A 25,915-nucleotide genomic window follows, 5' to 3' on the forward strand; every position below is an offset into this window, starting at 1 on the left:
TTATTTTGATTGTATATTGTGCTAGGGGTATGTGAAGAAATCATTATATATTTTGCAATTTGTTCATAAAAAACATAAAAATTGTAAAAAAAACCATTTTTATATTTTTTTATGAGAGGATTTGTACTATAATTTTACAAGTAATATTATGGGAAAAGGGAGTTTTAGTAAAGAGATGGAGATGGGAAAATTACACAATAAAATAGAAAACAAAAAGAAAGAGCTAATCCAACTTGTTGCTAGACACGGATTGGATCATGATAAAGTTTTGTTATTTAGCCGAGATTTAGATATACTTATTAATAAGTTTATGAATGTAAAAGATAAAGTACACAAATAAATAATTTGTAGTTTTTTATATTAAGATATTTTGTAAAAAGGAGAGAAAAGTATTTGGAACATTTACAAGAAGAGTTATATAAACAAATAAAAGAAGAAAAAGGTATTGTTACAATTTTTTTAAAGAGTGGCGTTAGAATAATAGGAGAAATTGTTGCGATAGACAAATTTACTGTTTTAATGTTAGTTGATGGAAAACAACAACTTATTTACAAGCAGGCTGTATCAACGATAATGAAATAAGACACTCAAATTGAGTGTCTTTTCATTATCGTTTGCAAGCTTCCACGTCAATGCCGGCAGCTAGTAATTTCTTTTCTCCATCTTGCTCGATGATTTTTTGTAATTTAGATAGGAAAGAATCAAAGTTTGTATGCTTTGCCACTTGGAATGTCATTTTATGCTCGATTGGTAGCCACGTATCAATATCAGCTTCGTTATGCTGAATTTTCACCTCAAGTTTATCAAGTGCGTTAGCAACTTTTGCTTCGTACGTTTCTTTCGCTTCAAACTCCATCCATAAATCATATAATTCCTCACCGAGAGAACCTTTTAATGTGCGTTTAATATTTAAAATTGCTTCTTGCTCATTTTTTTGTTTTTGTAATTGTAATTCATGACTATTCATTGTATCAAAAGCAGGAATATCACCAGCTTCTGCCTCGACTAGGTCGTGAATGATAACCATTTTAAGTAATTTTTCAATATTTACTTTTTGATCTAAATAAGGCTCGACTAAAATGGCCATTAGAGACATGCGCCACGTATGTTCAGCAACGCTTTCTTGACGTCCGTTAGAAAGCCAGCTATGTCGCATTTCATATTTTAGTTTTTCTGCTAGTGCAATGACTTGTAAAATGTTATGTTCCATTGTGATCCTCCTCATATTTCCATACTATAATTCTAATATGGAAATGAAATGTGTCAATTCTATGAGTATATTGCGATAAATAGATGATAAGCGTATAATACTTATTATATGTGAAAACGCATTATTAAAATAAAAAAATGTTTTATAAAAATGAAAAGGAAAGGGCAGGAATATGGGAGACGAAAATCAAGGATTTGCTAGACCAGAAAGAAAAAAAAGGAAGTTTGATATTTCTAGCCCAGTCGGCATAATAGTAGGTTTTGCTATAGTGATAGCGGCAATTATGATTGGCGGCGGCGGAATAAAAGCTTTTAAAAACTTTTTAGATGTTTCATCTATTTTAATTGTCATAGGGGGAACTACAGCGACAATTGTTGTGGCATATCGATTTGGAGAAATAAAAAAATATACGAAAAGCATCTTTACTGTTTTACATAGAAAAGAAGAAAATTTAGAACAGTTAACGGATTTATTTGTTGATTTTTCTAAAAAGTCTAAAAAACACGGCCTACTTTCTTTAGAAGTTGATGGAGAGCAAGTAGACAATCCTTTTATCCAAAAAGGAATTCGATTAATGTTAAGTGGTTACGATGAAGATGAATTAAAAGAAGTGTTACTGAAAGATGTTGAAACGGAAGTGTATGAGTTAAGAAAAGGGGCAGCATTATTAGATAAAATTGGCGATTTCGCTCCAGCTTGGGGCATGATAGGGACTTTAATCGGTCTTATCATTATGCTTCAAAACTTGCAAGACACATCGCAAATTGGTACAGGGATGGCAGTTGCGATGTTAACGACATTGTATGGGTCAGTACTTGCAAATATGATTGCAATCCCTCTTGCTGAAAAGGTGTATCGTGGTATTGAAGATTTATATACAGAGAAGAAGTTTGTTATTGAAGCGATTTCAGAATTATATCGTGGTCAAATTCCTTCTAAATTAAAGTTGAAACTCGATACATATGTATACGAAACAAAGATAAAAAAAGTAAAACGAGCAGCCTAATATTTCAAGGAGTGGTATGGTTATGATGAAACGACCGCAAAAGGGATCGCCTCGTTGGATGACGACTTTTACAGATTTAACGATGTTATTATTAACTTTCTTTGTATTACTAGTTGCTACATCAAAGCAGGATGCAGTAAAATTGTCAAAGATGCTTGAAAAGTTTAGTGACGTGGAGCAAGTAGATGCGAAAGTAATGGAAAATACAATACCAGATATTTCGCATGAAAAAAATGATGAAAAAATGGTCTCGAAAAAAAGAATGGATGAATTATATAAGAAATTAAAAGCATATGTAGATAATAACGGTATTAGTCAAGTGAATGTATATCGTGAGGATACAGGGGTAAGCGTCGTTATAGTAGATAATTTAATATTTGATACAGGTGACGCAAATGTTAAACCGGAAGCGAAAGAGATAATAAGTCAATTAGTTGGATTTTTCCAATCAGTACCAAATCCGATTGTTGTTGAAGGCCATACAGATAGTAGACCGATTCATAACGACAAATTCCCTTCTAATTGGGAGTTATCTTCAGCAAGGGCAGCTAATATGATTCATCACTTAATTGAAGTGTATAATGTGGATGATAAAAGGTTAGCTGCGGTAGGATATGCAGATACCAAGCCGGTTGTACCAAATGATTCACCGCAAAATTGGGAAAAAAACCGTCGCGTTGTCATTTACATAAAAGAATAGTATATTATCATTTTAATAATAAAATAATGAAAATACGAAAATTCTTTTAAAAAAATATTAAATTTTATCATTTTATTTTGTATAATGAGTGAGAATGATAAGGTGAAATATTAAGATATATTTATACATAGAAGGAGAGAATTAAAAAGAATGGCACATAAAATTTTAGTTGTAGACGATGCGATGTTTATGCGAACGATGATTAAAAACTTATTAAAAAGTAATTCTGAATTTGAAATTATTGGTGAAGCAGAGAATGGAGTAGAAGCAATTCAGAAGTTTAAAGAACTTCAACCGGATATTGTAACATTAGATATTACTATGCCAGAAATGGACGGACTTGAAGCATTAAAAGAAATTATTAAAATTGATTCAAGTGCAAAAGTTGTTATTTGTTCCGCAATGGGGCAACAAGGTATGGTATTAGATGCAATTAAGGGTGGGGCAAAAGACTTTATTGTAAAGCCATTCCAAGCAGATCGCGTAATTGAAGCTTTAACAAAAGTAGCAAACAGCTAATATAGAAGGGGTGCCACAAGGAATCTAAACATTGATAGCGGATATGCGTGTGGCCCCCTTTTTTCTTGCTTTAAAACACTAAATTGTTATACATAAATGAAATGTTTGTTAGACAGGTAGGGGATGAAAATGCAAACAGATCTATTAAATATATTTTTTGAGGAATCAGAAGAACATTTACAATCGCTAAATGAAAATGTGCTAACTTTAGAACAAAATCCCACTGATATGGATGTTGTGGGAGAAATATTCCGCTCAGCCCATACATTTAAAGGTATGTCAGCGAGTATGGAATTTACGGAAATGGCGGATTTAACGCATAAAATGGAAAACGTCTTAGATGAAATTCGTCATGGGAATATAGTTGTAAATGCAGAGATTATTGATGTGATTTTTGAGTGCATTGATAATTTAGAGAAGATGGTTGCAGATGTGCAACAAGGCGGAATGGGCAATATTGATGTAATTACAACTAAGCAGAAATTAGAAGCATTATTGAATGGCAATGTAGAAACTCCTGCGGAATATATTGAGCAAGAACCTATAAATAATGATGATGCAGTTTCGCATGAAGTGCATATAACTGTTGAGCAACATGCTATTTTAAAAGCAGTACGTGCAATTATGTGTATTGAAGCACTGCAAAATGTAGGTAATGTACAAAAAACAGTTCCAAGTATTGAAGAAATTGAAGCAGATGCTTTCGGGTTTGAGTTCACAGTATTTATGGATACTGATCAAAGTGAAGAAGAATTAAAACAAGTAGTGCTTCATGTTTCTGAAATTGAGAAAGTAGAAGTAAAGCAAGGACATACATTAAAAGAAGTAGTCTCGAAAGAATTGGGCACACAAGAAGCTATGCAGGAAGATTTACAAGCGGCTACGCATGTGGAATCAACTAAAGAAGTACCGAAGCAATCTGCTAATGCTACACCTGCTAAAAGCACTGCAAAAACGAAAAATGGTAAAGTGGAAAATCGTTCCATACGTGTTCAATTAGAAAAAATTGAAAGATTAATGAACATGTTTGAAGAAAGTGTAATTGAGCGTGGTCGTATAGATGAATTGGCACAAGCAATTCAAAACAAGGAATTAATTGAGCATTTAAATCGATTAGGCGATATTTCAAAAGATATTCAAAATGTACTACTAAACATGCGTATGGTACCGATAGAAACTGTTTTCAATCGTTTCCCGCGTATGGTACGTATGTTAGCGAAAGATTTAGGGAAGAAAATCGATTTACAAATTACAGGTGAAGACACCGAAGTTGATAAAATTGTTATTGATGAAATCGGTGATCCACTCGTCCATTTAATTCGTAATGCAATTGATCACGGTGTTGAAACTGTTGAACAACGTCGTGATGCAGGGAAAAATGAGACAGGTACGATTAAATTAGAAGCGTTTCATAGTGGAAATCATGTCGTTATTCAAATTACGGATGATGGAAATGGAATTCATAAAGGGAAAGTATTAGAAAAAGCGATTAAAAATGGTGTTGTAACAGAATCTGAGGCAAATAAATTAACGGACCGTGAAGTATTTGATTTGATTTTCCAACCAGGATTTAGTACAGCTGAAGTTGTATCAGACCTTTCTGGGCGTGGCGTTGGATTAGATGTAGTGAAACATACGATCCATAGTTTAGGTGGACATTTAATTATTGATTCTGAAGAAGGAAAAGGTAGTACATTTAGAATTGAACTGCCATTAACGTTGTCCATTATTCAATCTATGCTTGTTCAAACGAATGATAAACGTTATGCTTTCCCTCTTGGTAATATTGTTGAAGCAATTCGGATTAAGAGAGAAGACATCCAATCCTTACAAGGAAAAGATGTGTTAAATTACCGTAATCAAATTATTGAAGTGAAGCATTTAAGTACTGTATTTGGTGAAAAAACAGTAGATGAGGCGTTTGCGTCATATGATGGTCAAATGGTTCCTGTGTTAATTGTTCGTAATACACATCGCAGCTATGGACTTATTGTAAACACAATTATCGGTCAAAGAGAAATCGTCTTAAAGTCATTAGGTGACTTCTTTGCAGAGAGTTCTAATTATTTCTCTGGTGCGACAATTCTCGGTGATGGACGAGTGGTCCTCATTTTAAACCCAGAAGGTTTATAATAGGAATGAAGGAAAGCTCCCCATTTGTATACAATTGGGGAGCTTTTTGGTTAATCGTTACTAATCTAAAAATGGGAATAAATACATATTAACGTTTTATATAATAAGTTTGTTAAAATAAAATGAGAGTTTATATCATTTGATAGAAAAACAGAAATGAGGAGGCAGAGAAAATGCCTGAGCAACACACAAAAGGGGATACGAGCACAATTGTGCTAGAAAAAGAAAATGAGCATTTAACGCCTCAAGAATGCGATATTCTTGGCGAAATTGCAAATATATCATTTGGTTCAGCTTCGACTGTATTATCAACAATCTTAAATAGGCAAGTAAGTATTACTGCTCCTCGCATAGAATTGGTAGATTTATATGATTCAAGCGACGTCGAAGTTCCACACGTTGTATTAAACATTCATTTTACAAAAGGATTAGATATGGAAAATCTTCTTGTCCTTAAGCAAGATGTTGCATTATCCATTGCTGATTTAATGATGATGGGAACAGGTGAAGTGGAAGACGGAAAAGAACTTGGTGAATTAGAGCTAAGTGCTGTACAAGAAGCGATGAATCAAATGATGGGGTTCGCAGCTACATCTATGTCTGAATTCTTCCAAGATACAGTAGATATGTCTCCGCCGACAATTAAAGTTGTAAAGTTATCAGAAGAAATGGAAAAAATTTCTGAGATTGATGGGAATCAAACGATTGTTAAAGTATCGTTTGATTTAAAGATAGATAATCTTGTAAACTCTAAACTTGTGCAAATTGTTTCAGTTGAACATGCGAAACGAATGGTAAATAAATTAATGCAATTATCTGGTGGAGTAGAAGAAAAAGACGAGCCAGCGGAAGTAGTGGAAACTGAGATTGTAGAAGAACAAGTTGAAAAAGAGCATTTAACACAAGAAGAGAAAGATGTCCTTGGTGAAATTGCAAATATTTCAATTGGTTCAGCTTCAACAGTATTGTCAACACTTTTAAATCAGCCAGTTACAATTAGTACGCCCAATGTAGAATCAATCAATGTTCGTCATTATGACGGAGTACCAGTCCCGTTTGTTATTTTAAATGTTGATTTTGTTGAAGGGCTAAAGAATGAGAATGTATTCGTATTTACGAAAGATGTCGCTTTAACAATGGTAGATTTAATGATGATGGGAACAGGGGAAGTTGATCCAGAGAAGGAGCTTAGTGAATTAGAACTGAGCGGTATTAAAGAAATCATGAACCAAATGATGGGGCATGCTGCGACGGCGATGTCAGAAATGTTTCAAGAAAAAATGGACATGACACCACCAAATGTTAAATTCGTAACGTTAAAAGAAGAAATGGAATATTTGGGAGAGTCAATGAAAGTGGACGAACTCGTCCAAATTACGTTCAACCTTGAAATTGGCGACCTGCTTCAATCGAAAATGTATCAAATTTTACCGATTTCAGAAGCGAAAGAAATGGTAAGAAGACTTCTATATCCAATGATGGAAGAGGAAGAAGAGATTGTTACGGAAGAAATTGAAGAAGAAAAAATTGTAGAACCTGTTGTGCAACCTATTGAATTTAAAGAAGTAAAACAAATGGAACCAGTATACATGGACACATCCATCTTACAAAATGTAGAAATGAATGTGAAATTTGTATTTGGAAGCACAGTGAAAACAATTCAAGATATTTTAAGTTTACAAGAGAATGAAGCGGTTGTACTGGATGAGGATATTGACGAGCCAATTCGTATTTATGTAAATGATGTATTGGTGGCGTATGGTGAACTTGTAAATGTAGATGGATTTTTCGGAGTAAAAGTGACGAAATCGCTATAAGTCGTTGAAATAGGAGTTTGAGCTAGTAGATGAAAAACGTAAAGTTTTTTCTAATGAGCTGGTTATTCATAAATGTGTGTCTGTTCTTCCCACTGCAAAGTCAGGCGGAAGAACAAATTGAGCCAGATCAAAAACTAAATGAAATGAATGTACAAGAAGAAAACAAAGAAGTTCAAGAGCAGCCAGAGCAAGTGGAAGTGAATCAAGGTAAAGAGGAACAACAAGAAGTAGCAAATGAACAAGAGGTCGAAAAAAAGATAGAGACGGATCAAGGGGTTATTACAGTAAATAAGTCGGAATTAAAAGTTGGCGAAGAAGTGCGGGTTATTGTAGAGCCGAAAGAGCAAAATGTTCAAAGTATAAAAGGTATTTTGCGCTTGCCAAAAAACGGCGATCAGTATGAACAAGAAAGAATGCTATCGTTTAAGTATGAAGAGGAAACGAAGCGATGGATTGCTAACTACAAGGTCGAAACTTTTGATTTGCAAGGTGATTGGAATCTTCAGCTCATTCAAAGTTCTAAAGAAACTGAGAAAGAAGAGCTTATAGAAAATGAAGTGAAAGTCCCATTTATTCATATAAATAATGACATGCCAACAATAGATAAAGAACTGCCGAAGTTGCATAAAGTTACTGTTGACGAGGCGAAAGAGAAGCTAATTGAACGGAAACAAGGCGATTCTATACGTGTGCGAGTGAAGGCGACAGACGTAGAATCAGTTGTGAAAGAGGTTCGTGTTACATTAAAAGGGAAAGAAAATAAAGAGATTACATTTTTATTAGATTACAATAAGCGCGACATGGATTGGCAAAAAGTATTTGAAATAACGGATGCGTTGCCAATCGGGACGTACGAAATACTTGTAGAGATAGTGGATGCGGCCGGCAATAAACTGGTTGAGGAAAGTGAGTATATCGTTTCTATTTTGGAGCAAAAACCAGAAGATGATAAAAAGATAGAAGAACGAGAGAATGAAGATAAAGTAGAAGATAAGAAAGAAACTGAGAAGCAGGAAGACTCGAAAGTAGAAATCCCGCGTCCAGAAGAAAAACCGCCAGTTGTTCAAATTCCGAAAAAAGAAGAGAAAGTAAACGATCTTATAAAAGAACCATTGAAAGAGAAAGAAAAAATTACTTATGTTATAAAAGAGCCTCTCACAGACAACAAGGAAGTAAATAAAGCGAAGGCTCAAAAAGATAAAGATAATAACAATCAAGTCATTTCGAAAAAGAAAGAGAAAAAAGAAGAGCCAGAAGATAAGAAAGAAGCAAAAAGTGAACAGGGAATACAAGCTTCTAATGTATTTGCTATTATGTCTGGTTTATTCGTACTGTTCTTAGTTTTAAAAAGTAATAAAGAATGGGGCTAATAATTTCATAGTAGTGGAGGCGCTTAGATGGAGATTAAACGTACGACAATTGAAAATAAGACGCTACAACCATTAAAACAGCCTGCAGCTATTTCGGAACATGAAATCCAGAAAGAACGAAAGCATAGTAATCTAGTGTTTACTGGACAGTCTAAAATTATTTCGAAAAATAATGAAATAGGCATTTTACTCGCGAGTTTAGGTGATGGAAAGGTTATGAAGGAAATGCTTTCTAAAGAGATGGATACAGTGTTACAACTCTTTAAAAAGTTGCATACGTTATCTGGAGAAGGGAAGCAAACAGAAAAAGTATTTGAACAAGTAATGAGAAGTTTACAAGGGCTTGTTAAGCAGGCGCATATAAAAGAACTTCCTTTGTTAGATGGAACGTATGATTTCGCAGAAGTACAACTATCATTTGGTAGAAAGGTACATATTCCGTTATTAGATGTAAGTGCACTCATTTCTAGAGTGGAAAGTGATTCTTCAGAAGGAAATATAAATTTAATGGTAACGGTTATTACTGCTTACATAACGAAATTGTCTAACGAAACTATTTTAATTAGCGTTACAGATCGCACTGCTAAAGAGCGGGATGTAAGTGTATGGAGAGCGCTCGCAGAAATGAATATGACACAATTATCACAGGCCCTGAAACAAACGATGCAAGAACATAAATGGTCTATGACATTTCTTTTTCTCTTTGTATGGATTGTTGCTATTATTTTAATTCGAGTTATATAAAAAGGTCGTCACTTTACATTGTGACGACCTCTTTTATATTTTTTCGTAGAAGAATGTATCAAATCTCTGAAGATTATAACGTTCAGGTGTTAAAATTTGTTCGGTACTACCAACAAATAATACGCCACCTTTGCGTAAAGCACGACTAAATTTTTCATAAAGTTTTACTCTTGCTTCTTCTGTAAAGTAAATCATTACATTACGACAAATGATTAAGTCGTAATTTGTATCGAATGACTGCATTAAAAGGTCGTGCTGTTTGAACGTGACGTTTTGCTTAATGTTTTGATGTAATGAATATATATCATTCTCTTTTGTAAAATGACGCTCTTTCAAATCAATAGGTAATTCTTTTAAAGAACGTTCTGTATATTGACCGCGTTTTGCAGTTTCTAAAATGTGAAAATCAAGATCTGTTGCTTGTATATCAAAACGAAATGGAGCTAGATGCTTCGATAAAATCAAAGAGAGGGTATATGGTTCTTCACCGGCAGCGCAAGCGGCACTCCATACTTTTAATTTTCCGTTATTTTGTTCAAGTAATTTTGGTAGTGCTTTCGTCTCTAACGTTTGCCAACGTTCTTTATTTCTGAAAAATTCTGAAACGTTAATTGTAATATAATCAATAAAACTTAAAAATAAATTTTGATCGGTACGTAAATTGCTTAGAAAACTAGTGTAGTTCTCAAAGCCCTTTCTCGAAATAAAAGCATCGATTCTACGACGCATTCTATCTTGTTTATATGAAGCGATATCCATATTGAATTGTTGTTTAAAACTTGCGATAAAATGATCATAATCTTGTTCAATTATCATATTTATAATAGGCACAATAACGATATTGTGCCTCCCCCTTTACATCATACGGATTTTTTGTTCAAAGTTTTTTTTCATCTGTTTTTCATGTAAACCTGGTAAATCATAAATAACAGCATCAATTCCTGCTTCTTTTGCAACGTCAACGGGAATGACAGAAGTATGCTTGTCCCCATTATAAAAACAGAGAACTAAATCGGTATCTTCGATTATTTGTTTTACAAAAAACATATAATCTGATCGGTAAATGGAGTCGGAAGGATGATCAAAAGCGACATACTCGGCTCCGTGTTTTTTTAAGTAATCAACGACCTCTTGAAATTCATCTGTTAATGCTTGTAACGGTTGTAGCGTGTAAAGGCATAAATTTTGAGCGAGTCTTTCGTTTTCGATGAAAAAGCGAAGAATCTCATTTTCGATAGTTTTATAACATAATATGTAAATTTTATGTTTGTGAGCATAGTCAGTTAAAAATTTTTTTATTTCTTCTTGATCTAATGCTGTTAATTGATTTGAACCACAAAGAAAAATATTCATAGATTTGTGCCACCTCATGCTAAATTGTAACATATCTTTTATAAAAAATAACTGCAAAATATTAGTGTTCAGAGTATAATTATAAATAACTGGATTTTACGATTAAGTTTAGGAAGAAATAAAAAAATAAATAGGTGATATATATGCTGCGTTCGATCTCACATAATCCGATTTTATCGCATATACCGCCTGCTACTCAAATGCCGAAAGAAGCAAATGTCAGGACAGGACTTGCATTTTCGGATAATTTGCATGCAGATCCGAAAAAGGATAAATTGTTAGAACAAATGGAAGCATTTGTCGATAACATTGGAGAAATTAAAGAGAAAATTGAAATGGAATTAACGCTTGATAATGTAATGGAATACAAAAATACAGTAAAATCATTTTTGAATTTTTACGTAGATAATGTATTGCAATATAAAGATGTCATGTCTCGTCATCCGCGTTACGGATATTCACAGAAAATGACGATTGTGAAACAAGCGGAAATGGGATTAAATGAGTTAGAAGATGTTATGAATTTAATTAATACGAAGACGGGACATTTAGAAATGTTAAATCAGATTGGAGAAATCCACGGTTTAATTGTAAATTTAGTCTTGTAAAAGGGAAGGAAGCTATATGTACATACAATTATATGAAAAGCTCGTTATTATTCAAAAAGCATATGAAAACATTCAAGCGCTTGGGGAACAAATATATGAGAATTTAAAACATAAAAATGTAAATGCAGTTCAAAAGTTACAAGTAGAGCAATTGCAGTACATTGATGGTTTAAAAAAGTTATCAAGTTCATTTGAAGAAATAGTTGTTCAGTTTTGTAAAGAACAGGGCGTGGAATCATTTCGCGTAAGTGCGTTATTTTCGTATTTTTCTCATGAAGAAATTGAAAAAATGGAAAAATTACAAAAAAATATAACTGAATTAGAAGAGAATGTAAAAATGATTCTTTTGAAAAATCAATATTACTTAAACGTACTATTAAAAACTACAGAAAGTATTGTGGATTCCGTTTCTGAATATAATTTAGAGCGAAACAATAATTCACAAATCTTTATGAACGAACTATTGTAAAGGGGAAGTGAAACATTATGAGACTATCTGATTATAATACGCCGTTATCGGGTTTGTTAGCGGCACAAATGGGATTACAAACGACGAAACAAAATTTATCTAACATTCATACGCCTGGTTATGTGCGTCAAATGGTGAATTACGGATCGGCTGGAGCAAGTCAGGGCTATTCACCAGAACAAAAAATAGGTTACGGTGTACAAACGTTAGGCGTTGACCGTATTACAGATGAAGTAAAGACGAAACAGTTTAACGATCAATTATCTCAACTCTCTTACTATAACTACATGAATTCGACTTTATCACGTGTAGAATCTATGGTTGGAACGACAGGAAAGAATTCATTATCTAGTTTAATGGATGGCTTCTTTAATGCCTTTCGTGAAGTTGCAAAAAATCCAGAACAACCAAATTACTATGACACATTAATTGCTGAAACTGGGAAGTTTACAAGCCAAGTAAATCGTCTAGCGAAAGGCTTAGATACAGCAGAAGCACAAACGAGAGAAGATATTGAAGCGCATGTCAATGAATTTAATCGTCTTGCTGGCAGCTTAGCGGAAGCGAATAAAAAAATTGGACAAGCAGGTACACAAGTGCCAAATCAACTTTTGGATGAACGTGATCGTATCATTACAGAAATGTCTAAGTATGCAAATATAGAAGTGTCTTATGAATCTATGAATCCTAATATCGCGAGTGTTAGAATGAATGGTGTTTTAACAGTAAATGGACAAGATACATATCCACTTCAATTAAATAAAGAAAAAGAACCAATGACTGCTGAAATTTACGGTTCGGAAATTCCTTTAACTAGTGGAGCAATTCAATCAGCGATCGATACGAAAGCGAAGATTGCTAGTTATAAGAAAAACCTTGAAGAACTAATGAGTTCTGTAAAGAATGAAGTGAACACAGTAATGGGGAAAGAGTTCTTCGTTGGAGATCAAGCGAAAGATATGAAATTAAACCCTGAATTTGCAAAAGATGTTTCGAAAATGAAAATATCAGCTGAAACAGCAAATAAACTAGCAGCAATTACAGATGGAAAGTATAAAGAAGGTCTTTCTTATAAACAAGCATTAGACCAATTCGTAGTTGGTGTTGCATCTGATAAAAGTGCAGTGAATGCTTATCAAAAAATTCATGGGGATTTATTAGAGGGGATTCAGCAAGAAAAAATGGGTGTTGAAGGCGTTAATATGGAAGAGGAAATGGTTAATTTAATGGCCTTCCAAAAATATTTCGTTGCAAACTCTAAAGCTATTACTACGATGAATGAAGTGTTTGATAGTCTATTTTCGATTATTCGATAAGTGATAGTAATTGATTGGAAATATATAAGGAGGAGATAGAAATGAGAGTATCTACATTTCAAAATGCAAGCTGGGCAAAGAATCAGTTAATGGATTTGAATGTGCAACAACAATACCACCGAAATCAAGTAACTTCAGGGAAGAAAAACCTTTTTATGAGTGAAGATCCACTTGCGGCAAGTAAATCATTTGCGATTCAACATTCATTGGCGAATATTGAACAAATGCAAAAAGATTTAGCGGATTCGAAAAATGTATTAACACAAACTGAAAATACTTTACAAGGTGTTTTTAAATCTTTAACAAGAGCAGATCAATTAACGTTGCAGGCATTAAGTGAGCAAAATGGTGAAAAAGAATTGAAAGCCATCGGTGCAGAGATTGATCAAATTTTAAAACAAGTTGTATATTTAGCAAATACGAAAGAGCAAGGTCGTTATATTTTCGGTGGTGATAGTACAGAGAAACCACCATTTACAGAAGATGGTACGTATCAAGGTGGACAAAATGATGTGAACTGGCAACTAAATGACGGTTATGAATTAAAAGCATTTCGTAACGGTGAAGCGCTATTATCCCCTGTTATAAAAACGTTAAAACAGATGAGTGAAGCGATGCAAAAAGGTGACCAAAAAGCATTACAGCCTTTATTAGGAGAAAATAAGAAAAATTTAGATGGCATCATTAATCGTACAACTGAAGTTGGTTCGACAATGAACACAATGGAGACGTTCAAAACAATTTTAAGCGAGCAAAACTTAGCACTTCAAGAAAACCGTAAAGACATTGAAGATGTGGACTTAGCGGTAGCAATTTCTGATTTAGCTTATATAAACGCAACGTATGAGGCAACGCTTAAAGCAGTTAGTACGATGAGTAAAACGAGTATTTTAGACTACATGTAATCTATAAGGAGTGAGAAATTATGGCAGGAACATTAACGGGTATCGGTGGTAGACAACAAATATGGAACCTCGGAAATAATATGATCGATACTTCTAACTTCGTTGAATTAGAAATGCAAGCGTTAGAAATGAGAAAGACCCCGTATGCTAATGAAAAGAACCAACTTTCACAAGATAAACTATTATATACAAGTTTAAAATCAGAATTTAGCTCTTTCACGCAAACTTTTAAAAACTTAGCGGCTTTTAAAGGAAATGAGAAAAAGGTAACAACATCACAGGACGGTTATATTAACGTAAAAGCTGATGGTGGTGCGATTGCTGGCACTTTCAATATGACAATTACACAACTTGCACAGCGTCATCAAATAGCTTCAAATGAAATTAAAGATATAAATGCAAAGCTTCCTAAAGATGAAACATTAAAACTAGGTGATAAAGAACTAAAAGTAACAACTGATATGACATATAAAGATTTAATTAACAAAATTAATGATGGAGATTATGGTGTATCAGCTTATACACTTGGAAATAAAATTTTCATGACCTCGAAAAATGAAGGGGCAACGAATGAAATTAAATTAGAAAAGACACCGCCTAATGTACTTACAGAATTATTTTATTCGAAAGTGGAATCTACAACGGAAATGAAATTAAATACTATTAATGAAGCGTTGGATGCAAAATATACTATTAATGGTATTGATGGTACAAGTCCGAGCAATACAATTGAAACACTTCCAGGTGTGAAAATTGAATTATTGAAAGTAACTGAGCCGAAAGTAGAAGGAACACCAGATGCAGGTACAACAACAGAACCAAAAGCAAAAGGCATAGATCTAAAATTCACAGTAAATGACTCGAACGTAACAGACGCATCAAATGTTATTAAAAAGATGGTTGCGGATTATAATAAAGCTGTTTCTACAGTGGATATCTTTGCTGGAAAAGGTGGGGCTTTCCAAGGACAAGCTATTATGCAAAGTGTGCGTCAAGCTATGAACAATGTTGTAACATTTTCACAAGATGGCAATTACTTATTCTCATTTGGTATTCAATTAAAGCAAGATGGAACGATGGAAGTTAATGACGAAGCATTAACGAAAGCGTTAAAAGAAAAACCGGATGCAGCTAAGCAATTTTTCTTTAGTTCTAACGGTTTAGGAAAAATGATGGAAGAGCCACTTGATAAGTTATTTGGTGATAAAGGTGTAGTTGGAGAACGAGTAAAAAACATTGATTCACGTGTAAGTGATTTAGATAAAAAGATTAAAGATATTGAAACGCAAAACTTGCAAAAGCAAGATGAAATTGTGAAGAAGTATCAAAAGCTAGAGAGTACGTTAGCGGCGCTTGATAGCCAATTAAAAACAATTAAAGCAATGACAAAACAAAAAAGTGATGATTAATGAAAGGTAAGGAAGTGATCGTATGCAAGCATGGCAACGTTATATGCAAAATGATATTATGACGAGTAATCCGATTAAAAATACAATTTTTATTTATGAAAGATGTATTGTAGAGTTTCGTAATTTAGAAGAGCTTTTACATACTTTTAAACTACAAGAAGGGGATGCACTTCTTGAAAAGTTAGAACGTATTTTTGAAGAATTAAAGCTTCAATTAAATCCTGAAATTACGAAAGATTTATATGATAGTTTATATGGCTTATACGATTGGATTAGCATTCAAATTCAAACGATGAAAGTAACACGTGAAGCCAAAGACATGGATGCAATTGTGAAAGTGTTACAAGATTTAATAGATGGTTACCGCGGAGCACTTGAAAATGAACAATGATATTTATCGGACGTTTGTCGGCTGTTTTAATGAAATCGGTGAATTGCAAGTGTCAGATGGAGAGTTTGCTGAGAAGAGTGAGATGTTAAATCGCTGGATGATGACATTGGATGAGGAAACACGTGCGCAAGTTGCAGCAGAAGTAAGCCCATTTATTATTAAAGCGGCACAGCATATTCGAGATAAGCAAAAGATTTTGGAAGAAATGATTATGACAAATGATGGGCGCATGAAAGCTAATTCATTTTACGGTAAATTTTAATGATAGAGTTTAGAAACGGATTCCCCTTTTAGGAGGGGATCCATTACTTTGTTTAAATAAAGAATTCCGCTGATTGAGGTTTCATTTTATGACTGTAATGAAAAATAGTAGTAATCTAAATAATGTAAAAATGAGCTTTAGTTTGTAGATCATATATTGAAATATCTCATAGATTATTACGTGTATACAGTTTTTTTGTATTCTTTTTTATATTTTTGTATTTTTCTAAAGACAACAATGGAAAAATGGAATAAAATATGTAAGGGTACATGATTGTTAATATTTTAATAAACACATATAAGAAAATAAATAATGAAGTGAAACTTCCATCAGTGGATCATTAAGTTAAAAAAGAAAGGGTGTGGAATATGCCAGATTTAGTGAGTGATGTAGGCCATTATATGAATTATTTAGTGACGAAACGAAATACTGTTTCTAGTAATATTGCAAATGCGAATACACCCGGCTATAAAGCACAAGATGTAACATTTGCTGAGCAAATGAATAAAAGTAGTGCATTATATAAGAACAATGCTGCGGACTTAAAGAGTAATCCGAATTTATATCAAACGAATGAAATGCACTTACCGACAGTGAATACGAAAAATACATATGCAAAGATGCAAACAAAATCAATGCAAACGAATAAAGATGGAAATAGTGTGGATGTAACGACAGAAATGCTAGATTTAATGAAAGCAAATCAGTTATACGGTATTTCAATTAACGCGATTAATACACAATATGCAATTAACCAAGCGGCACGCGGACGTTAAAAGTAGAAGGAGAGACAACGATGTTTCAGGCAATTAATGCAAGTGGCTCAGGGCTAACGACAGCGAGAAAGTGGATGGAAGTTACTTCTAACAATATTGTAAATGCAAATACAACGGCTGCTCCGGGGGCGGATTTATATGAGCGTCGTAGTGTAGTGCTAGAATCAAACAATAGTTTTGCAAATATGTTAGATGGGTCTCCTACAAATGGAGTAAAAATAAAAAGTATTGAAGCAGATAAAACTGAAAACTTAGTGTATGATCCAACACATCCGCATGCAAATGAAGAAGGATATGTACGCTATCCAAATATTGATGTGACTGCTGAAATGACGAATGTAATGGTTGCCCAAAAAATGTACGAAGCGAATACAAGTGTATTAAATGCGAATAAAAAAATGCTTGATAAAGATTTAGAAATTGGCAGAGGATAAGGGGGAATATAGTAATATGAAAATCCAACCAATGTTAAATACGCAACCATTTGGAGCAATTCAGTCAATTGGTGCACCGAAAACGTCTCAAACATCTGTAGTTGAGGGGAAAAAGTTTATTGATTTATTGGAAGATATGAATCAAACGCAAAACAATGCGCAAACAGCAGTATACGATTTACTAACTAAAGGGGTAGGGGAAACGCATGACGTTTTAATTCAGCAGAAGAAGGCAGAGTCCCAAATGAAAACGGCTGCTCTCGTACGTGATAATCTTATCGAAAATTATAAGTCACTAATTAATATGCAAATTTAGGAAAGTGGACGGGTGTGTTTAAATGGAAAAGATAAAAAATGTTATCCAATCATTAAAAACGTGGCATAAGTTAGTAATCGGTGCTGCGCTTTTAGCGATTGTAACAGGAGCACTTTTATACTTCACCTTGCCAGATAAATATGTTGTTGTATATCAAAATTTAAATGATACAGATAAGCAAGAGATTACAGCAGAATTATCGAAGTTAGGTGTCGATTATCAATTAGCAGCCGATGGTTCGATTCGTGTGCAAAAAAATGATGCTCCATGGGTTCGAAAAGAAATGAATGGAATGGGCTTACCGTTTAATTCTAAAAGCGGTGAGGAAATTTTATTAGAAAGCTCGCTCGGTTCAAGTGAGCAAGATAAAAAAATGAAGCAAATTGTCGGTACGAAAAAGCAATTGGAGCAAGATATCGTAAGAAACTTTGCAACAGTTGAAACGGCAAATGTTCAAATTACATTACCTGAAAAAGAGACAATTTTTGATGAAGAAAAAGCAAAAGGAACAGCTGCGATTACGGTTGGAGTGAAGCGTGGCCAATTATTAACGGCAGATCAAGTTGCAGGTATACAGCAAATGATTAGTGCTGCAGTTCCTGGCGTGAAAGCAGAAGAAGTAAGTGTGATTGATAGCAAAAAAGGTATTATCTCAAAAGGAGCAGATGAAGCGCATTCTACTAGTTCCTCTTCTTATGAAAAAGAAGTAGAGATGCAACATCAAATTGAAGGTAAATTAAAGCAAGATATTGACGCAACATTAATGACGATGTTTAAACCGAATGAATATAAAGTGAATACGAAAGTATCTGTAAACTATGATGAAGTTACACGCCAGTCAGAAAAATATGGTGATAAAGGTGTACTTCGTAGTAAACAAGAGCAAGAAGAAAGCTCTACTGCACAAGAAGGAGCAGAGACGAAGCAAGGCGCTGGTATTACAGCGAACGGTGAAGTGCCAAACTACGGTACGAACAATAATCAAAATGGTAAAATTGTCTATGATAATAAAAATGGTAACAAAATTGAAAACTATGAAATAGATAAAACAGTTGAAACAATTAAGAAACACCCAGAATTAACGAAAACAAATGTTGTAGTATGGGTAGACAACGATACGTTAGTAAAACGAAAAATGGATATGACTACTTTCAAAGAAGCAATCGGCACAGCTGCTGGCCTTCAAGCTGATCCGAATGGAAACTTTACAAACGGTCAAGTTAACATTGTAACTGTTCAGTTTGATCAGCCGAAAGAAGAGAAGAAGAAAGAACCAGAAGAAAGCGGTATAAACTGGTGGTTATTCGGTGGAATTCCAGCTGGTTTATTAGCAATTGGTGGTCTAGTATGGTTCTTATTAGCAAGACGTAAGAGAAAGAAAGAAGAAGAGGAATATGAAGAATACTTAGCAGAAGAGGAAATTGCTGCAAGTAATGAAAGTATTATGGAAATTCCTGAAGAAAAAATAGTACCAGAGCCAAAACCAGAACCAGAAGAACCGAAAGAACCAACGTTAGATGAACAAGTGCATGATGCTACGAAAGAACATGTAGAAGGAACTGCAAAAGTAATTAAAAAATGGTTAAATGGACAGTAAGGGAGGAACAACGATGTTAGATGAAATCTCCTCCAAAGAAAAAGCTGCCATCCTTATTCGTACATTAGAAGAAGGGGTGGCAGCAAAAGTCATTGAATATATGACGGCTGAGGAAAAAGAAGTATTACTTCGTGAAATCGCGAAGTTTCGTGTATATAAACCGGAAACGTTAGAAAATGTACTAGGGGAGTTCTTGTATGAATTAAATGTAAAAGAATTAAACCTAGTGACTCCGGATAAAGAATATATTCGTCGCATATTTAAAAATATGCCAGAAGACGAACTAGAAAAATTATTGGAAGATCTTTGGTATAACAAAGATAATCCGTTTGAATTCTTAAATTCACTTGCGGATTTAGAACCGCTTCTTACTGTACTTAATGATGAATCGCCACAAACGATTGCGATTATCGCTTCTTATATTAAACCGCAGCTTGCTTCTCAATTAATTGAGAGATTACCAGATCATAAGCGAGTAGAAACGGTAATGGGGATTGCGAAGCTAGAGCAAGTTGATGGTGAATTAATAAATCAAATTGGTGATTTATTAAAATCAAAATTAAATAATATGGCATTTAATGCAATTAATAAAACGGATGGCTTGAAAACAATAGTAAACATTTTAAATAATGTTTCACGAGGTGTTGAAAAAACAGTCTTTCAAAAGCTGGATGAAATGGATTATGAGTTATCTGAGAAAATTAAAGAAAACATGTTTGTATTTGAAGACTTACTCGGACTTGAAGATCTTGCACTTCGTCGTGTATTAGAAGAAATTACAGATAACGGTGTTATTGCGAAAGCACTTAAAATTGCAAAAGAAGAAATTAAAGAGAAATTATTTACATGTATGTCTTCAAACCGTAAAGAGATGATTCTAGAAGAATTAGATGGCTTAGGACCGCTTAAGATGACGGATGCTGAAAAGGCACAGCAAACGATTACAGGCACAGTGAAAAAGCTAGAGAAGGAAGGAAGAATTATCGTTCAAAGAGGTGAAGATGATGTCCTTATTTAAAAACAGAATTCCGAAGAATTCTGTTTCTTTTTCTGAAGAAATGTATGAATTACAATTTCCAAAGCCAGCCGCAGTTCATATAGAAGAGGAAGAATTACAAGTTGATCATGCAGAACTTCGCGCGCAACAAGAATCGTTACATATGGAAATGAATCAACTAAGGCAAGAACAGCAAACGCTAGAAAGAGAGCGTCAACAGCTATTGCAAGATAAAGAAGAATTTCAAATGCATATTCATGAACAAATGGAGCAGATGGAAGCAGCACGTATGCAGTTTCAAAAAGAACAACAAGAAACAGCATATGAATGGACAGAGTTATTATGGAATCAATCTTTTCATCTAGCAGAAAAAATCGTGAATCAAGCAGTAGATTCACGATTGCTTGATGTGTTACCTATTTTAACTGGTATCGTTCAAACGTTGCCTACTTCGTTTGAAAAATTAATCATTACAGTACATCCAGAAACATTTGAACGTATTCAAGAAGAGAAGGAAAATACGAAAGAGTATTGGTTACTACAATTAGTAGAATGGAAATATGATTTCTCCTTACAGTTCGGTGAATTTGTTCTAGAAGAAGAGAAAGAGTTCTTTGAATTTAAATTTGCACCTATATTTGCGAAACTTCGCCAGAAATGGGAAGAAGAGAAGTTATTTGAGGAGCAAAATGTATGAATCGACTATTAATGAATGAAAAACAAAAATGGAATACATTTATTGAAACGCCGTTTTATACGAAGGTCGGTAAAGTTCATAGTGTGCAAGAGCAGCTTTTCGTAGCGAAAGGGCCAAAAGCGAAAATTGGAGATGTTTGTTTCGTTGGGGAACATAATGTTTTATGTGAAGTGATTGCGATTGAAAAAGAAAACAATATGCTACTTCCATTTGAACAGACAGAAAAAGTATGTTACGGAGATTCCGTTACACTAATTGCAGAAGATGTTGTCATACCTCGTGGGAATCATTTACTTGGAAAAGTGTTAAGTGCAAATGGCGAAGTACTAAATGAGGATGCAGAGAATATTCCATTACAAAAAATAAAACTAGATGCCCCGCCTATTCATGCATTTGAACGTGAAGAAATTACCGATGTATTTGAAACGGGAATCAAATCAATTGACTCTATGCTAACAATTGGCATCGGTCAAAAGATTGGTATTTTCGCTGGGTCTGGTGTTGGTAAATCTACTTTACTCGGAATGATTGCGAAAAATGCAAAAGCTGACATAAATGTTATTAGTTTAGTAGGAGAACGTGGCCGAGAAGTAAAAGACTTTATTCGAAAAGAATTAGGTGAAGAAGGAATGCGAAAAAGCGTCGTTGTTGTAGCGACGTCAGATGAAAGTCACCTAATGCAACTTCGTGCAGCGAAACTTGCAACGTCTATTGCTGAATATTTCCGTGATCAAGGTAATAACGTACTACTTATGATGGACTCTGTTACTCGTTTTGCTGATGCGCGTAGAAGTGTTGATATTGCCGTTAAAGAGTTGCCAATCGGTGGTAAAACACTCTTAATGGAAAGCTATATGAAGAAGCTGTTAGAGCGCTCTGGGAAAACACAAAAGGGATCCATAACAGGTATTTATACCGTACTCGTTGATGGAGACGATTTAAACGGCCCTGTACCAGATTTAGCGCGTGGTATTTTAGATGGACATATTGTATTAAAACGTGAGCTTGCAACACTTAGTCATTACCCTGCTATTTCAGTGCTAGACTCAGTGAGTAGGATTATGGAAGAAATCGTTTCGCCAACTCATTGGCAACTTGCAAATGAAATGAGAAAAATCTTATCTGTTTATAAAGAAAATGAATTGTATTTTAAATTAGGGACGATTCAAGAAAATGCAGAAAATGCTTATATTTTTGAATGTAAAAACAAAGTAGAAGGTATAAATACGTTTTTAAAACAAGGTCGATCTGATAGTTTCCAATTTGATGATATTGTTGAAGCGATGCACCATACAGTATAAGACCTCTGCCCAAGAGGTCTTATTTTTTTGTTTTTTAATATTTCACAGATTTTTTTGGAAAAAAACTATATAATAGAAAAAGAGAACGTTATAATAGGAAGGGGCTATGAAAACAGGTGGATAAGCAGCAGTACGACACGATAAAATTGCAAATAAATCAAGAAAAAGAACAGATTTTGAAAGAAGTGTATGAATTAACAGGTGAAAAAAGAAAAATAGAACAAAAAAAAGAATATGATTTATATGTAGTAAAATCGCGTAGTAAAGTCGTACAAACTGGGCAGCGTATAATGGCTGGCATGCTTTCGTCACATACGTTTTCACCTGAAAGAATAGAAGAATGGAATCGGAAAATTAAAAAAACGGAAGATTTTATTCGAAAAAATGAAAGCCTTTTAGAACAGGTAAAAGAAAAAGAACGTGTCATTGATGAGATGTATCAAGAAGATTGTAGAAAGTTTGCTAAAGTACGAGAAAAGCAGGAAGAAAAAATGCTTCTTGATTTGAAAATGTGTATGAATGGATGAGGTGAATATAGTGATACAGTCTGTATTACCGGTGCAACAAAGTTTACCTCCGCAAAAAGAAAAAGGGCTAGAAGTACAATCAAAAAGTGAAGATTCTTCATTCGATCGTACGATGAGAATGGAAAATAAAAAGCAGCCGAAAACGGAGAAAATGAAACGAGAAGAAGCACCAAAAGAAGAAAAAAAAGAATATATTCTTTCTAAACAATCAGTAACGAAAGAAGAGCCAATTGTAAAGAAAGAAGAAAAAAAAGAGACAGAACAGTTGTTATTAGCTGTATCTGAGCAAATGGTTGCAATTGAACAATTACGTGTGCAACCGGAATTGTTATATCAATACATACAAAAAATACAAGAGCTATATAAAGAATATGGGAATATAAAACTTAACGAATTACCCGCCAATGAATTACAACAGTTACAAGAGCTCCTTTCAAATATGAATATTAAAAATGCTATATGCTTAGAAGATACAATGCAAATGGTATTAGATAAAGTGACGATGCCAGAGCAAACAATGCAAGCATTAAAAATTGTAGAAACAGAAACTTGTAATATCGCAAAAAAACAAGAAGATTCCAAAGACTTAGATGTAGATCTTCCAAAAGCTGAGGGCGATGATGTAAAGATAGAGTTGCCGGAAGGTGATGTGTTAAACGATTCGAGTTCAACGGGTGCGGAGTTACTAAATAAAGCAACGGGTACGGATCAAATAGGAAAATCAAATAGTGGCGCTGAGAAAGTTACGATACCTGACTTAGGAAAGAAAATGGAAGCACAAGTAGAAGCGTTGCAAAAATTTGTAGTGAAACAAGAGCGTGTTTTATTTCAGTTAAATCCAGAAAAACTTGGTACATTAACGGTGTTTATGAAAAAACATGGAGATCAAATTGATGTTCACGTAGAAATGGAAAAACACGATGCGAAAAAACGTGTTGAAATCATTTTTGATGAATTGAGACTGAAGTTAAAAGAAAAAGAAATCAATATTCAAATTAGCTATTCAGATAAAGATGAAAATCGAAAAGAACAGCGAGAACAAGAGCAAAGACAAAAACAAAAATTAGCAAGTACGAAACATGAAAAACAACATGCAAAAGAATTTGCGGGATTATTGGAGGAATAAAGTGTGCCAACAGTTGGATTAAATACAACGAGTACAAATCATATTCCGTTACAAGCAGGAGCACAAACAAAAAACGCATCTGTTACTGGTGCACAGTCGACAGCTCAACAAGCAAACGGAGTATCAGCAAGTACTCAAAAAACACCCGGTATTATGGATAAAGATGATTTCCTGAAACTTTTTTTAGCAAGCTTTCAACATCAAGACCCGTTTAATGCGATGGATATGAACCAAATGATGAACCAAACAGCACAGCTATCGCTTATGGAGCAAGTACAGAATATGACGAAAGCAGTAGATAAACTGCAATCAACGATGTATTCGACGGCTCTTGATGGAGGGATGAAGTTTTTAGGAAAGTACGTTAGAGGTGTAAGCAATAATGGAAAGCAAGTGACTGGTCAAGTGGAAACAGTTCGGCTTGCTGAAAATAACGATGTGCAACTTATTGTTGATAATCAAGTTGTCTCACTTCGTTTCATAGAAAGGGTTTCTGATAAACCGATAACAGAAACTAATCCGGAAGATGAGAAGAAAGATGATATAGAAAAAAATGAAGAGGTTAAGCCAGATTAATAAAAGGAGTGTACAAAGGTTATGATTAAAGCGTTATATACAAGTATTACAGGGATGAATGCAGCACAAAATGCATTAAGTGTTACTTCAAATAATATTGCAAATGCACAAACAGTTGGATATAAAAAGCAAAAGGCTATTTTTGATGATTTGCTATATAATAATACGGTTGGTTCACGTGGTGATGGTGCCTATGCTGGTACGAATCCAAAGAGTATTGGTAACGGTGTAAAGTTCAGTGGGACATCTACTGATTTTAGTGATGGCTCTATTACTTTAACTAGTGATAAGATGGAGACAGCGATAGAAGGAAACGGTTTGTTTTTAGTTGGTGATCGTAACGGTGGAAATGTAGAGTATACGAGAAAAGGGTCTTTTGGTGTATCGAAAGATAGCTATGTTACAAATACAGGTGGACAGTATGTACTAGGTTATGGTGTAAAAACAGGAACACAAGAAGTAGATTTTTCTTCACGACCAAGCCCAATTCATATTCCAATGGGATCAGCTGTTGGTGGGATTCAAACAGATAAAGCGACAATAGGCGGAAACCTTCCCAGAAACCAAAATGCATTATCTCACGAATTCACAGTTTTTGATGCGGAAGGGAACTCGTTAACGTTACGTGTAAATATTAAACAAAAGACTACAAAAGAGACTGTAGATGGTAAAGAAGTTGAAAAGCCAGTGCCAGGCGAATATACATATTCAGTTTCTGTAAGAAATGATTCTAAAAACGAAAAAGAATTTAAGCCTATTGAAGGTATGCCAGACAACAAAACGCTTATATTTGATACATTAGGAAATTTAAAGCAAACAGATGAACCTGTACAAAAAGATCCAGTAACTGGCGAAATTACTAAAGGTGGATCTGTTCAAATTCCTTTTGGTGGTGGTCTAACACTTGATTTAAGCGGATTAACAAATTATCCGACAGGGAAAACTATTTCTACAACAGAAGTAACGGGGCGCCCAGCTGCGATTGCAAATGATTATTCTATTTCTGACGGTGGTTTCGTTATGATGAAATATTCAGATGGTAGTATGAAAGTTGTAGGACAACTAGCTGTAGCTACATTCCCGAATTCAGGTGGATTAATGAAAACAGGGAATGGAAATTACGTTGCGACACCATCAGCGGGTATTCCGGGAATAGGTGTTGCTGGTGAGAATGGTGCAGGGAATGTACGAGGGTCAGCAAAAGAAAGTTCAAACGTAGATTTATCTGTAGAATTTGTTGATTTAATGCTTTATCAACGCGGATTCCAAGGAAATGCGAAAGTAATTAAAGTTTCAGATGAAGTATTAAATGAAGTTGTAAACTTAATTCGATAATATATCATAAAGTAAAATTGT

Annotated in this window: 30 protein-coding genes; 27 read left to right on the forward strand and 3 right to left on the reverse strand. The window is 34.3% G+C overall.

Features of this window, described 5'->3' with window-relative positions; all coding sequences use genetic code 11:
- Positions 1–121: 121 nt before the first annotated feature.
- Together AC3WTA_RS15770 and hfq are read left to right on the forward strand one after the other, a co-directional pair.
- Positions 122–340 (forward strand): aspartyl-phosphate phosphatase Spo0E family protein, encoded by a 219-nt coding sequence (locus tag AC3WTA_RS15770; protein WP_002096752.1) that lies wholly within the window; start codon positions 122–124, stop codon positions 338–340.
- Positions 341–393: 53 nt separating this feature from the next.
- Positions 394–582: an RNA chaperone Hfq gene (gene hfq, locus AC3WTA_RS15775; protein ID WP_000400657.1), complete on the forward strand. Its 189-nt coding sequence runs from the start codon at positions 394–396 to the stop codon at positions 580–582.
- A 25-nt stretch (positions 583–607) separates the two neighbouring features.
- Here hfq and AC3WTA_RS15780 read toward each other — a convergent pair whose 3' ends face one another.
- Positions 608–1,210 (reverse strand): HD domain-containing protein, encoded by a 603-nt coding sequence (locus AC3WTA_RS15780; RefSeq protein WP_000400773.1) that lies wholly within the window; start codon positions 1,208–1,210, stop codon positions 608–610.
- A 172-nt stretch (positions 1,211–1,382) separates the two neighbouring features.
- Here AC3WTA_RS15780 and AC3WTA_RS15785 point away from each other — a divergent pair, with 172 nt between their 5' ends.
- The 7 genes from AC3WTA_RS15785 (at position 1,383) to AC3WTA_RS15815 (ending at position 9,499) form a co-directional block, all read left to right on the forward strand.
- Positions 1,383–2,216 (forward strand): flagellar motor protein MotP, encoded by an 834-nt coding sequence (locus AC3WTA_RS15785; RefSeq protein WP_000502137.1) that lies wholly within the window; start codon positions 1,383–1,385, stop codon positions 2,214–2,216.
- A gap of 22 nt (positions 2,217–2,238) precedes the next feature.
- Complete coding sequence (locus tag AC3WTA_RS15790) at positions 2,239–2,916, forward strand: OmpA family protein (RefSeq protein WP_000977943.1); 678 nt, start codon at positions 2,239–2,241, stop codon at positions 2,914–2,916.
- 150 nt (positions 2,917–3,066) lie between these two features.
- On the forward strand, positions 3,067–3,435 hold the full coding sequence (locus AC3WTA_RS15795; protein ID WP_000940570.1) for a response regulator: 369 nt from the start codon (positions 3,067–3,069) through the stop codon (positions 3,433–3,435).
- A gap of 129 nt (positions 3,436–3,564) precedes the next feature.
- Positions 3,565–5,568, forward strand: a complete 2,004-nt coding sequence (locus AC3WTA_RS15800; RefSeq protein ID WP_001192599.1) for a chemotaxis protein CheA — start codon at positions 3,565–3,567, stop codon at positions 5,566–5,568.
- A gap of 173 nt (positions 5,569–5,741) precedes the next feature.
- Complete coding sequence (locus tag AC3WTA_RS15805) at positions 5,742–7,385, forward strand: flagellar motor switch protein (protein WP_001115029.1); 1,644 nt, start codon at positions 5,742–5,744, stop codon at positions 7,383–7,385.
- Positions 7,386–7,414: 29 nt separating this feature from the next.
- A complete protein-coding gene (locus AC3WTA_RS15810; RefSeq protein ID WP_000800109.1) occupies positions 7,415–8,755 on the forward strand; it encodes a hypothetical protein in 1,341 nt (446 codons plus the stop codon).
- Between the two features lie 27 nt (positions 8,756–8,782).
- The gene (locus tag AC3WTA_RS15815) at positions 8,783–9,499 is read left to right on the forward strand and encodes a hypothetical protein (protein ID WP_000403983.1); all 717 of its coding nucleotides are present in this window, start codon (positions 8,783–8,785) and stop codon (positions 9,497–9,499) included.
- A 33-nt stretch (positions 9,500–9,532) separates the two neighbouring features.
- Here the strand turns inward: AC3WTA_RS15815 and cheR are convergent, their stop codons facing one another.
- Together cheR and AC3WTA_RS15825 are read right to left on the reverse strand one after the other, a co-directional pair.
- Positions 9,533–10,315, reverse strand: a complete 783-nt coding sequence (gene cheR, locus AC3WTA_RS15820; RefSeq protein ID WP_000582889.1) for a protein-glutamate O-methyltransferase CheR — start codon at positions 10,313–10,315, stop codon at positions 9,533–9,535.
- Positions 10,316–10,354: 39 nt separating this feature from the next.
- On the reverse strand, positions 10,355–10,852 hold the full coding sequence (locus AC3WTA_RS15825; RefSeq protein WP_001020117.1) for a hypothetical protein: 498 nt from the start codon (positions 10,850–10,852) through the stop codon (positions 10,355–10,357).
- A 143-nt stretch (positions 10,853–10,995) separates the two neighbouring features.
- Here AC3WTA_RS15825 and AC3WTA_RS15830 point away from each other — a divergent pair, with 143 nt between their 5' ends.
- From AC3WTA_RS15830 to flgE, 18 genes are all read left to right on the forward strand, one after another.
- Positions 10,996–11,460, forward strand: a complete 465-nt coding sequence (locus AC3WTA_RS15830; protein ID WP_000946323.1) for a YaaR family protein — start codon at positions 10,996–10,998, stop codon at positions 11,458–11,460.
- A 16-nt stretch (positions 11,461–11,476) separates the two neighbouring features.
- Positions 11,477–11,929 carry a hypothetical protein gene (locus AC3WTA_RS15835; RefSeq protein WP_000275871.1) on the forward strand — a complete coding sequence of 151 codons (453 nt, stop codon included), beginning with the start codon at positions 11,477–11,479 and terminating at the stop codon, positions 11,927–11,929.
- A 17-nt stretch (positions 11,930–11,946) separates the two neighbouring features.
- Entirely contained in the window at positions 11,947–13,245 is a 1,299-nt protein-coding gene (flgK, locus tag AC3WTA_RS15840) for a flagellar hook-associated protein FlgK (protein WP_001239671.1), read from the forward strand.
- A 41-nt stretch (positions 13,246–13,286) separates the two neighbouring features.
- A complete protein-coding gene (locus AC3WTA_RS15845) occupies positions 13,287–14,150 on the forward strand; it encodes a flagellar hook-associated protein 3 (RefSeq protein WP_001266422.1) in 864 nt (287 codons plus the stop codon).
- Between the two features lie 20 nt (positions 14,151–14,170).
- A complete protein-coding gene (locus AC3WTA_RS15850; RefSeq protein ID WP_000929247.1) occupies positions 14,171–15,559 on the forward strand; it encodes a flagellar hook-associated protein 2 in 1,389 nt (462 codons plus the stop codon).
- A 22-nt stretch (positions 15,560–15,581) separates the two neighbouring features.
- Positions 15,582–15,950 carry a flagellar export chaperone FliS gene (locus AC3WTA_RS15855; RefSeq protein ID WP_001149518.1) on the forward strand — a complete coding sequence of 123 codons (369 nt, stop codon included), beginning with the start codon at positions 15,582–15,584 and terminating at the stop codon, positions 15,948–15,950.
- Positions 15,940–16,212 carry a hypothetical protein gene (locus AC3WTA_RS15860; RefSeq protein ID WP_001058080.1) on the forward strand — a complete coding sequence of 91 codons (273 nt, stop codon included), beginning with the start codon at positions 15,940–15,942 and terminating at the stop codon, positions 16,210–16,212. The genes AC3WTA_RS15855 and AC3WTA_RS15860 overlap by 11 nt, the downstream gene beginning before the upstream one ends.
- 368 nt (positions 16,213–16,580) lie before the next feature.
- Entirely contained in the window at positions 16,581–16,988 is a 408-nt protein-coding gene (gene flgB / locus AC3WTA_RS15865) for a flagellar basal body rod protein FlgB (protein WP_001113102.1), read from the forward strand.
- 20 nt (positions 16,989–17,008) lie between these two features.
- Entirely contained in the window at positions 17,009–17,422 is a 414-nt protein-coding gene (gene flgC, locus AC3WTA_RS15870) for a flagellar basal body rod protein FlgC (protein ID WP_000484673.1), read from the forward strand.
- 16 nt (positions 17,423–17,438) lie between these two features.
- Complete coding sequence (gene fliE, locus AC3WTA_RS15875) at positions 17,439–17,738, forward strand: flagellar hook-basal body complex protein FliE (RefSeq protein WP_000701682.1); 300 nt, start codon at positions 17,439–17,441, stop codon at positions 17,736–17,738.
- A 22-nt stretch (positions 17,739–17,760) separates the two neighbouring features.
- Entirely contained in the window at positions 17,761–19,335 is a 1,575-nt protein-coding gene (locus tag AC3WTA_RS15880) for a flagellar M-ring protein FliF C-terminal domain-containing protein (protein WP_000411359.1), read from the forward strand.
- A gap of 13 nt (positions 19,336–19,348) precedes the next feature.
- Complete coding sequence (locus tag AC3WTA_RS15885) at positions 19,349–20,353, forward strand: flagellar motor switch protein FliG (RefSeq protein WP_000883360.1); 1,005 nt, start codon at positions 19,349–19,351, stop codon at positions 20,351–20,353.
- Positions 20,340–21,029, forward strand: coding sequence for a FliH/SctL family protein (locus tag AC3WTA_RS15890; RefSeq protein ID WP_078183434.1), 690 nt, complete (start codon positions 20,340–20,342; stop codon positions 21,027–21,029). The genes AC3WTA_RS15885 and AC3WTA_RS15890 overlap by 14 nt, the downstream gene beginning before the upstream one ends.
- On the forward strand, positions 21,026–22,330 hold the full coding sequence (gene fliI, locus AC3WTA_RS15895; RefSeq protein ID WP_001080938.1) for a flagellar protein export ATPase FliI: 1,305 nt from the start codon (positions 21,026–21,028) through the stop codon (positions 22,328–22,330). The genes AC3WTA_RS15890 and fliI overlap by 4 nt, the downstream gene beginning before the upstream one ends.
- A gap of 116 nt (positions 22,331–22,446) precedes the next feature.
- Positions 22,447–22,857: a cytoplasmic protein gene (locus AC3WTA_RS15900; protein ID WP_492332929.1), complete on the forward strand. Its 411-nt coding sequence runs from the start codon at positions 22,447–22,449 to the stop codon at positions 22,855–22,857.
- 10 nt (positions 22,858–22,867) lie between these two features.
- The gene (locus AC3WTA_RS15905) at positions 22,868–23,983 is read left to right on the forward strand and encodes a flagellar hook-length control protein FliK (protein ID WP_002096746.1); all 1,116 of its coding nucleotides are present in this window, start codon (positions 22,868–22,870) and stop codon (positions 23,981–23,983) included.
- A gap of 3 nt (positions 23,984–23,986) precedes the next feature.
- On the forward strand, positions 23,987–24,559 hold the full coding sequence (locus tag AC3WTA_RS15910) for a flagellar hook assembly protein FlgD (protein ID WP_001143481.1): 573 nt from the start codon (positions 23,987–23,989) through the stop codon (positions 24,557–24,559).
- Between the two features lie 21 nt (positions 24,560–24,580).
- The gene (gene flgE, locus AC3WTA_RS15915; protein WP_000588305.1) at positions 24,581–25,894 is read left to right on the forward strand and encodes a flagellar hook protein FlgE; all 1,314 of its coding nucleotides are present in this window, start codon (positions 24,581–24,583) and stop codon (positions 25,892–25,894) included.
- Positions 25,895–25,915 lie beyond the last annotated feature (21 nt).

It is taken from the genome of Bacillus sp. EB106-07-01-XG149, from assembly GCF_058791555.1.

What these genes read in the sequence shown, in the direction of transcription:
- flgE (WP_000588305.1), top strand. Translation starts at nt 24,581, where the DNA reads ATGATTAAAGCGTTATATACAAGTATTACAGGGATGAATGCAGCACAA.
- cheR (WP_000582889.1), bottom strand. Translation starts at nt 10,315, where the DNA reads ATGATAATTGAACAAGATTATGATCATTTTATCGCAAGTTTTAAACAA.
- AC3WTA_RS15890 (WP_078183434.1), top strand. Translation starts at nt 20,340, where the DNA reads ATGTCCTTATTTAAAAACAGAATTCCGAAGAATTCTGTTTCTTTTTCT.
- AC3WTA_RS15790 (WP_000977943.1), top strand. Translation starts at nt 2,239, where the DNA reads ATGATGAAACGACCGCAAAAGGGATCGCCTCGTTGGATGACGACTTTT.
- AC3WTA_RS15785 (WP_000502137.1), top strand. Translation starts at nt 1,383, where the DNA reads ATGGGAGACGAAAATCAAGGATTTGCTAGACCAGAAAGAAAAAAAAGG.
- AC3WTA_RS15810 (WP_000800109.1), top strand. Translation starts at nt 7,415, where the DNA reads ATGAAAAACGTAAAGTTTTTTCTAATGAGCTGGTTATTCATAAATGTG.
- AC3WTA_RS15835 (WP_000275871.1), top strand. Translation starts at nt 11,477, where the DNA reads ATGTACATACAATTATATGAAAAGCTCGTTATTATTCAAAAAGCATAT.
- AC3WTA_RS15830 (WP_000946323.1), top strand. Translation starts at nt 10,996, where the DNA reads ATGCTGCGTTCGATCTCACATAATCCGATTTTATCGCATATACCGCCT.
- AC3WTA_RS15850 (WP_000929247.1), top strand. Translation starts at nt 14,171, where the DNA reads ATGGCAGGAACATTAACGGGTATCGGTGGTAGACAACAAATATGGAAC.
- AC3WTA_RS15880 (WP_000411359.1), top strand. Translation starts at nt 17,761, where the DNA reads ATGGAAAAGATAAAAAATGTTATCCAATCATTAAAAACGTGGCATAAG.
- AC3WTA_RS15815 (WP_000403983.1), top strand. Translation starts at nt 8,783, where the DNA reads ATGGAGATTAAACGTACGACAATTGAAAATAAGACGCTACAACCATTA.
- fliI (WP_001080938.1), top strand. Translation starts at nt 21,026, where the DNA reads ATGAATCGACTATTAATGAATGAAAAACAAAAATGGAATACATTTATT.
- AC3WTA_RS15805 (WP_001115029.1), top strand. Translation starts at nt 5,742, where the DNA reads ATGCCTGAGCAACACACAAAAGGGGATACGAGCACAATTGTGCTAGAA.
- flgC (WP_000484673.1), top strand. Translation starts at nt 17,009, where the DNA reads ATGTTTCAGGCAATTAATGCAAGTGGCTCAGGGCTAACGACAGCGAGA.
- fliE (WP_000701682.1), top strand. Translation starts at nt 17,439, where the DNA reads ATGAAAATCCAACCAATGTTAAATACGCAACCATTTGGAGCAATTCAG.
- AC3WTA_RS15860 (WP_001058080.1), top strand. Translation starts at nt 15,940, where the DNA reads ATGAACAATGATATTTATCGGACGTTTGTCGGCTGTTTTAATGAAATC.
- AC3WTA_RS15885 (WP_000883360.1), top strand. Translation starts at nt 19,349, where the DNA reads ATGTTAGATGAAATCTCCTCCAAAGAAAAAGCTGCCATCCTTATTCGT.
- AC3WTA_RS15825 (WP_001020117.1), bottom strand. Translation starts at nt 10,852, where the DNA reads ATGAATATTTTTCTTTGTGGTTCAAATCAATTAACAGCATTAGATCAA.
- AC3WTA_RS15845 (WP_001266422.1), top strand. Translation starts at nt 13,287, where the DNA reads ATGAGAGTATCTACATTTCAAAATGCAAGCTGGGCAAAGAATCAGTTA.
- AC3WTA_RS15800 (WP_001192599.1), top strand. Translation starts at nt 3,565, where the DNA reads ATGCAAACAGATCTATTAAATATATTTTTTGAGGAATCAGAAGAACAT.
- AC3WTA_RS15780 (WP_000400773.1), bottom strand. Translation starts at nt 1,210, where the DNA reads ATGGAACATAACATTTTACAAGTCATTGCACTAGCAGAAAAACTAAAA.
- AC3WTA_RS15855 (WP_001149518.1), top strand. Translation starts at nt 15,582, where the DNA reads ATGCAAGCATGGCAACGTTATATGCAAAATGATATTATGACGAGTAAT.
- flgB (WP_001113102.1), top strand. Translation starts at nt 16,581, where the DNA reads ATGCCAGATTTAGTGAGTGATGTAGGCCATTATATGAATTATTTAGTG.
- flgK (WP_001239671.1), top strand. Translation starts at nt 11,947, where the DNA reads ATGAGACTATCTGATTATAATACGCCGTTATCGGGTTTGTTAGCGGCA.
- AC3WTA_RS15795 (WP_000940570.1), top strand. Translation starts at nt 3,067, where the DNA reads ATGGCACATAAAATTTTAGTTGTAGACGATGCGATGTTTATGCGAACG.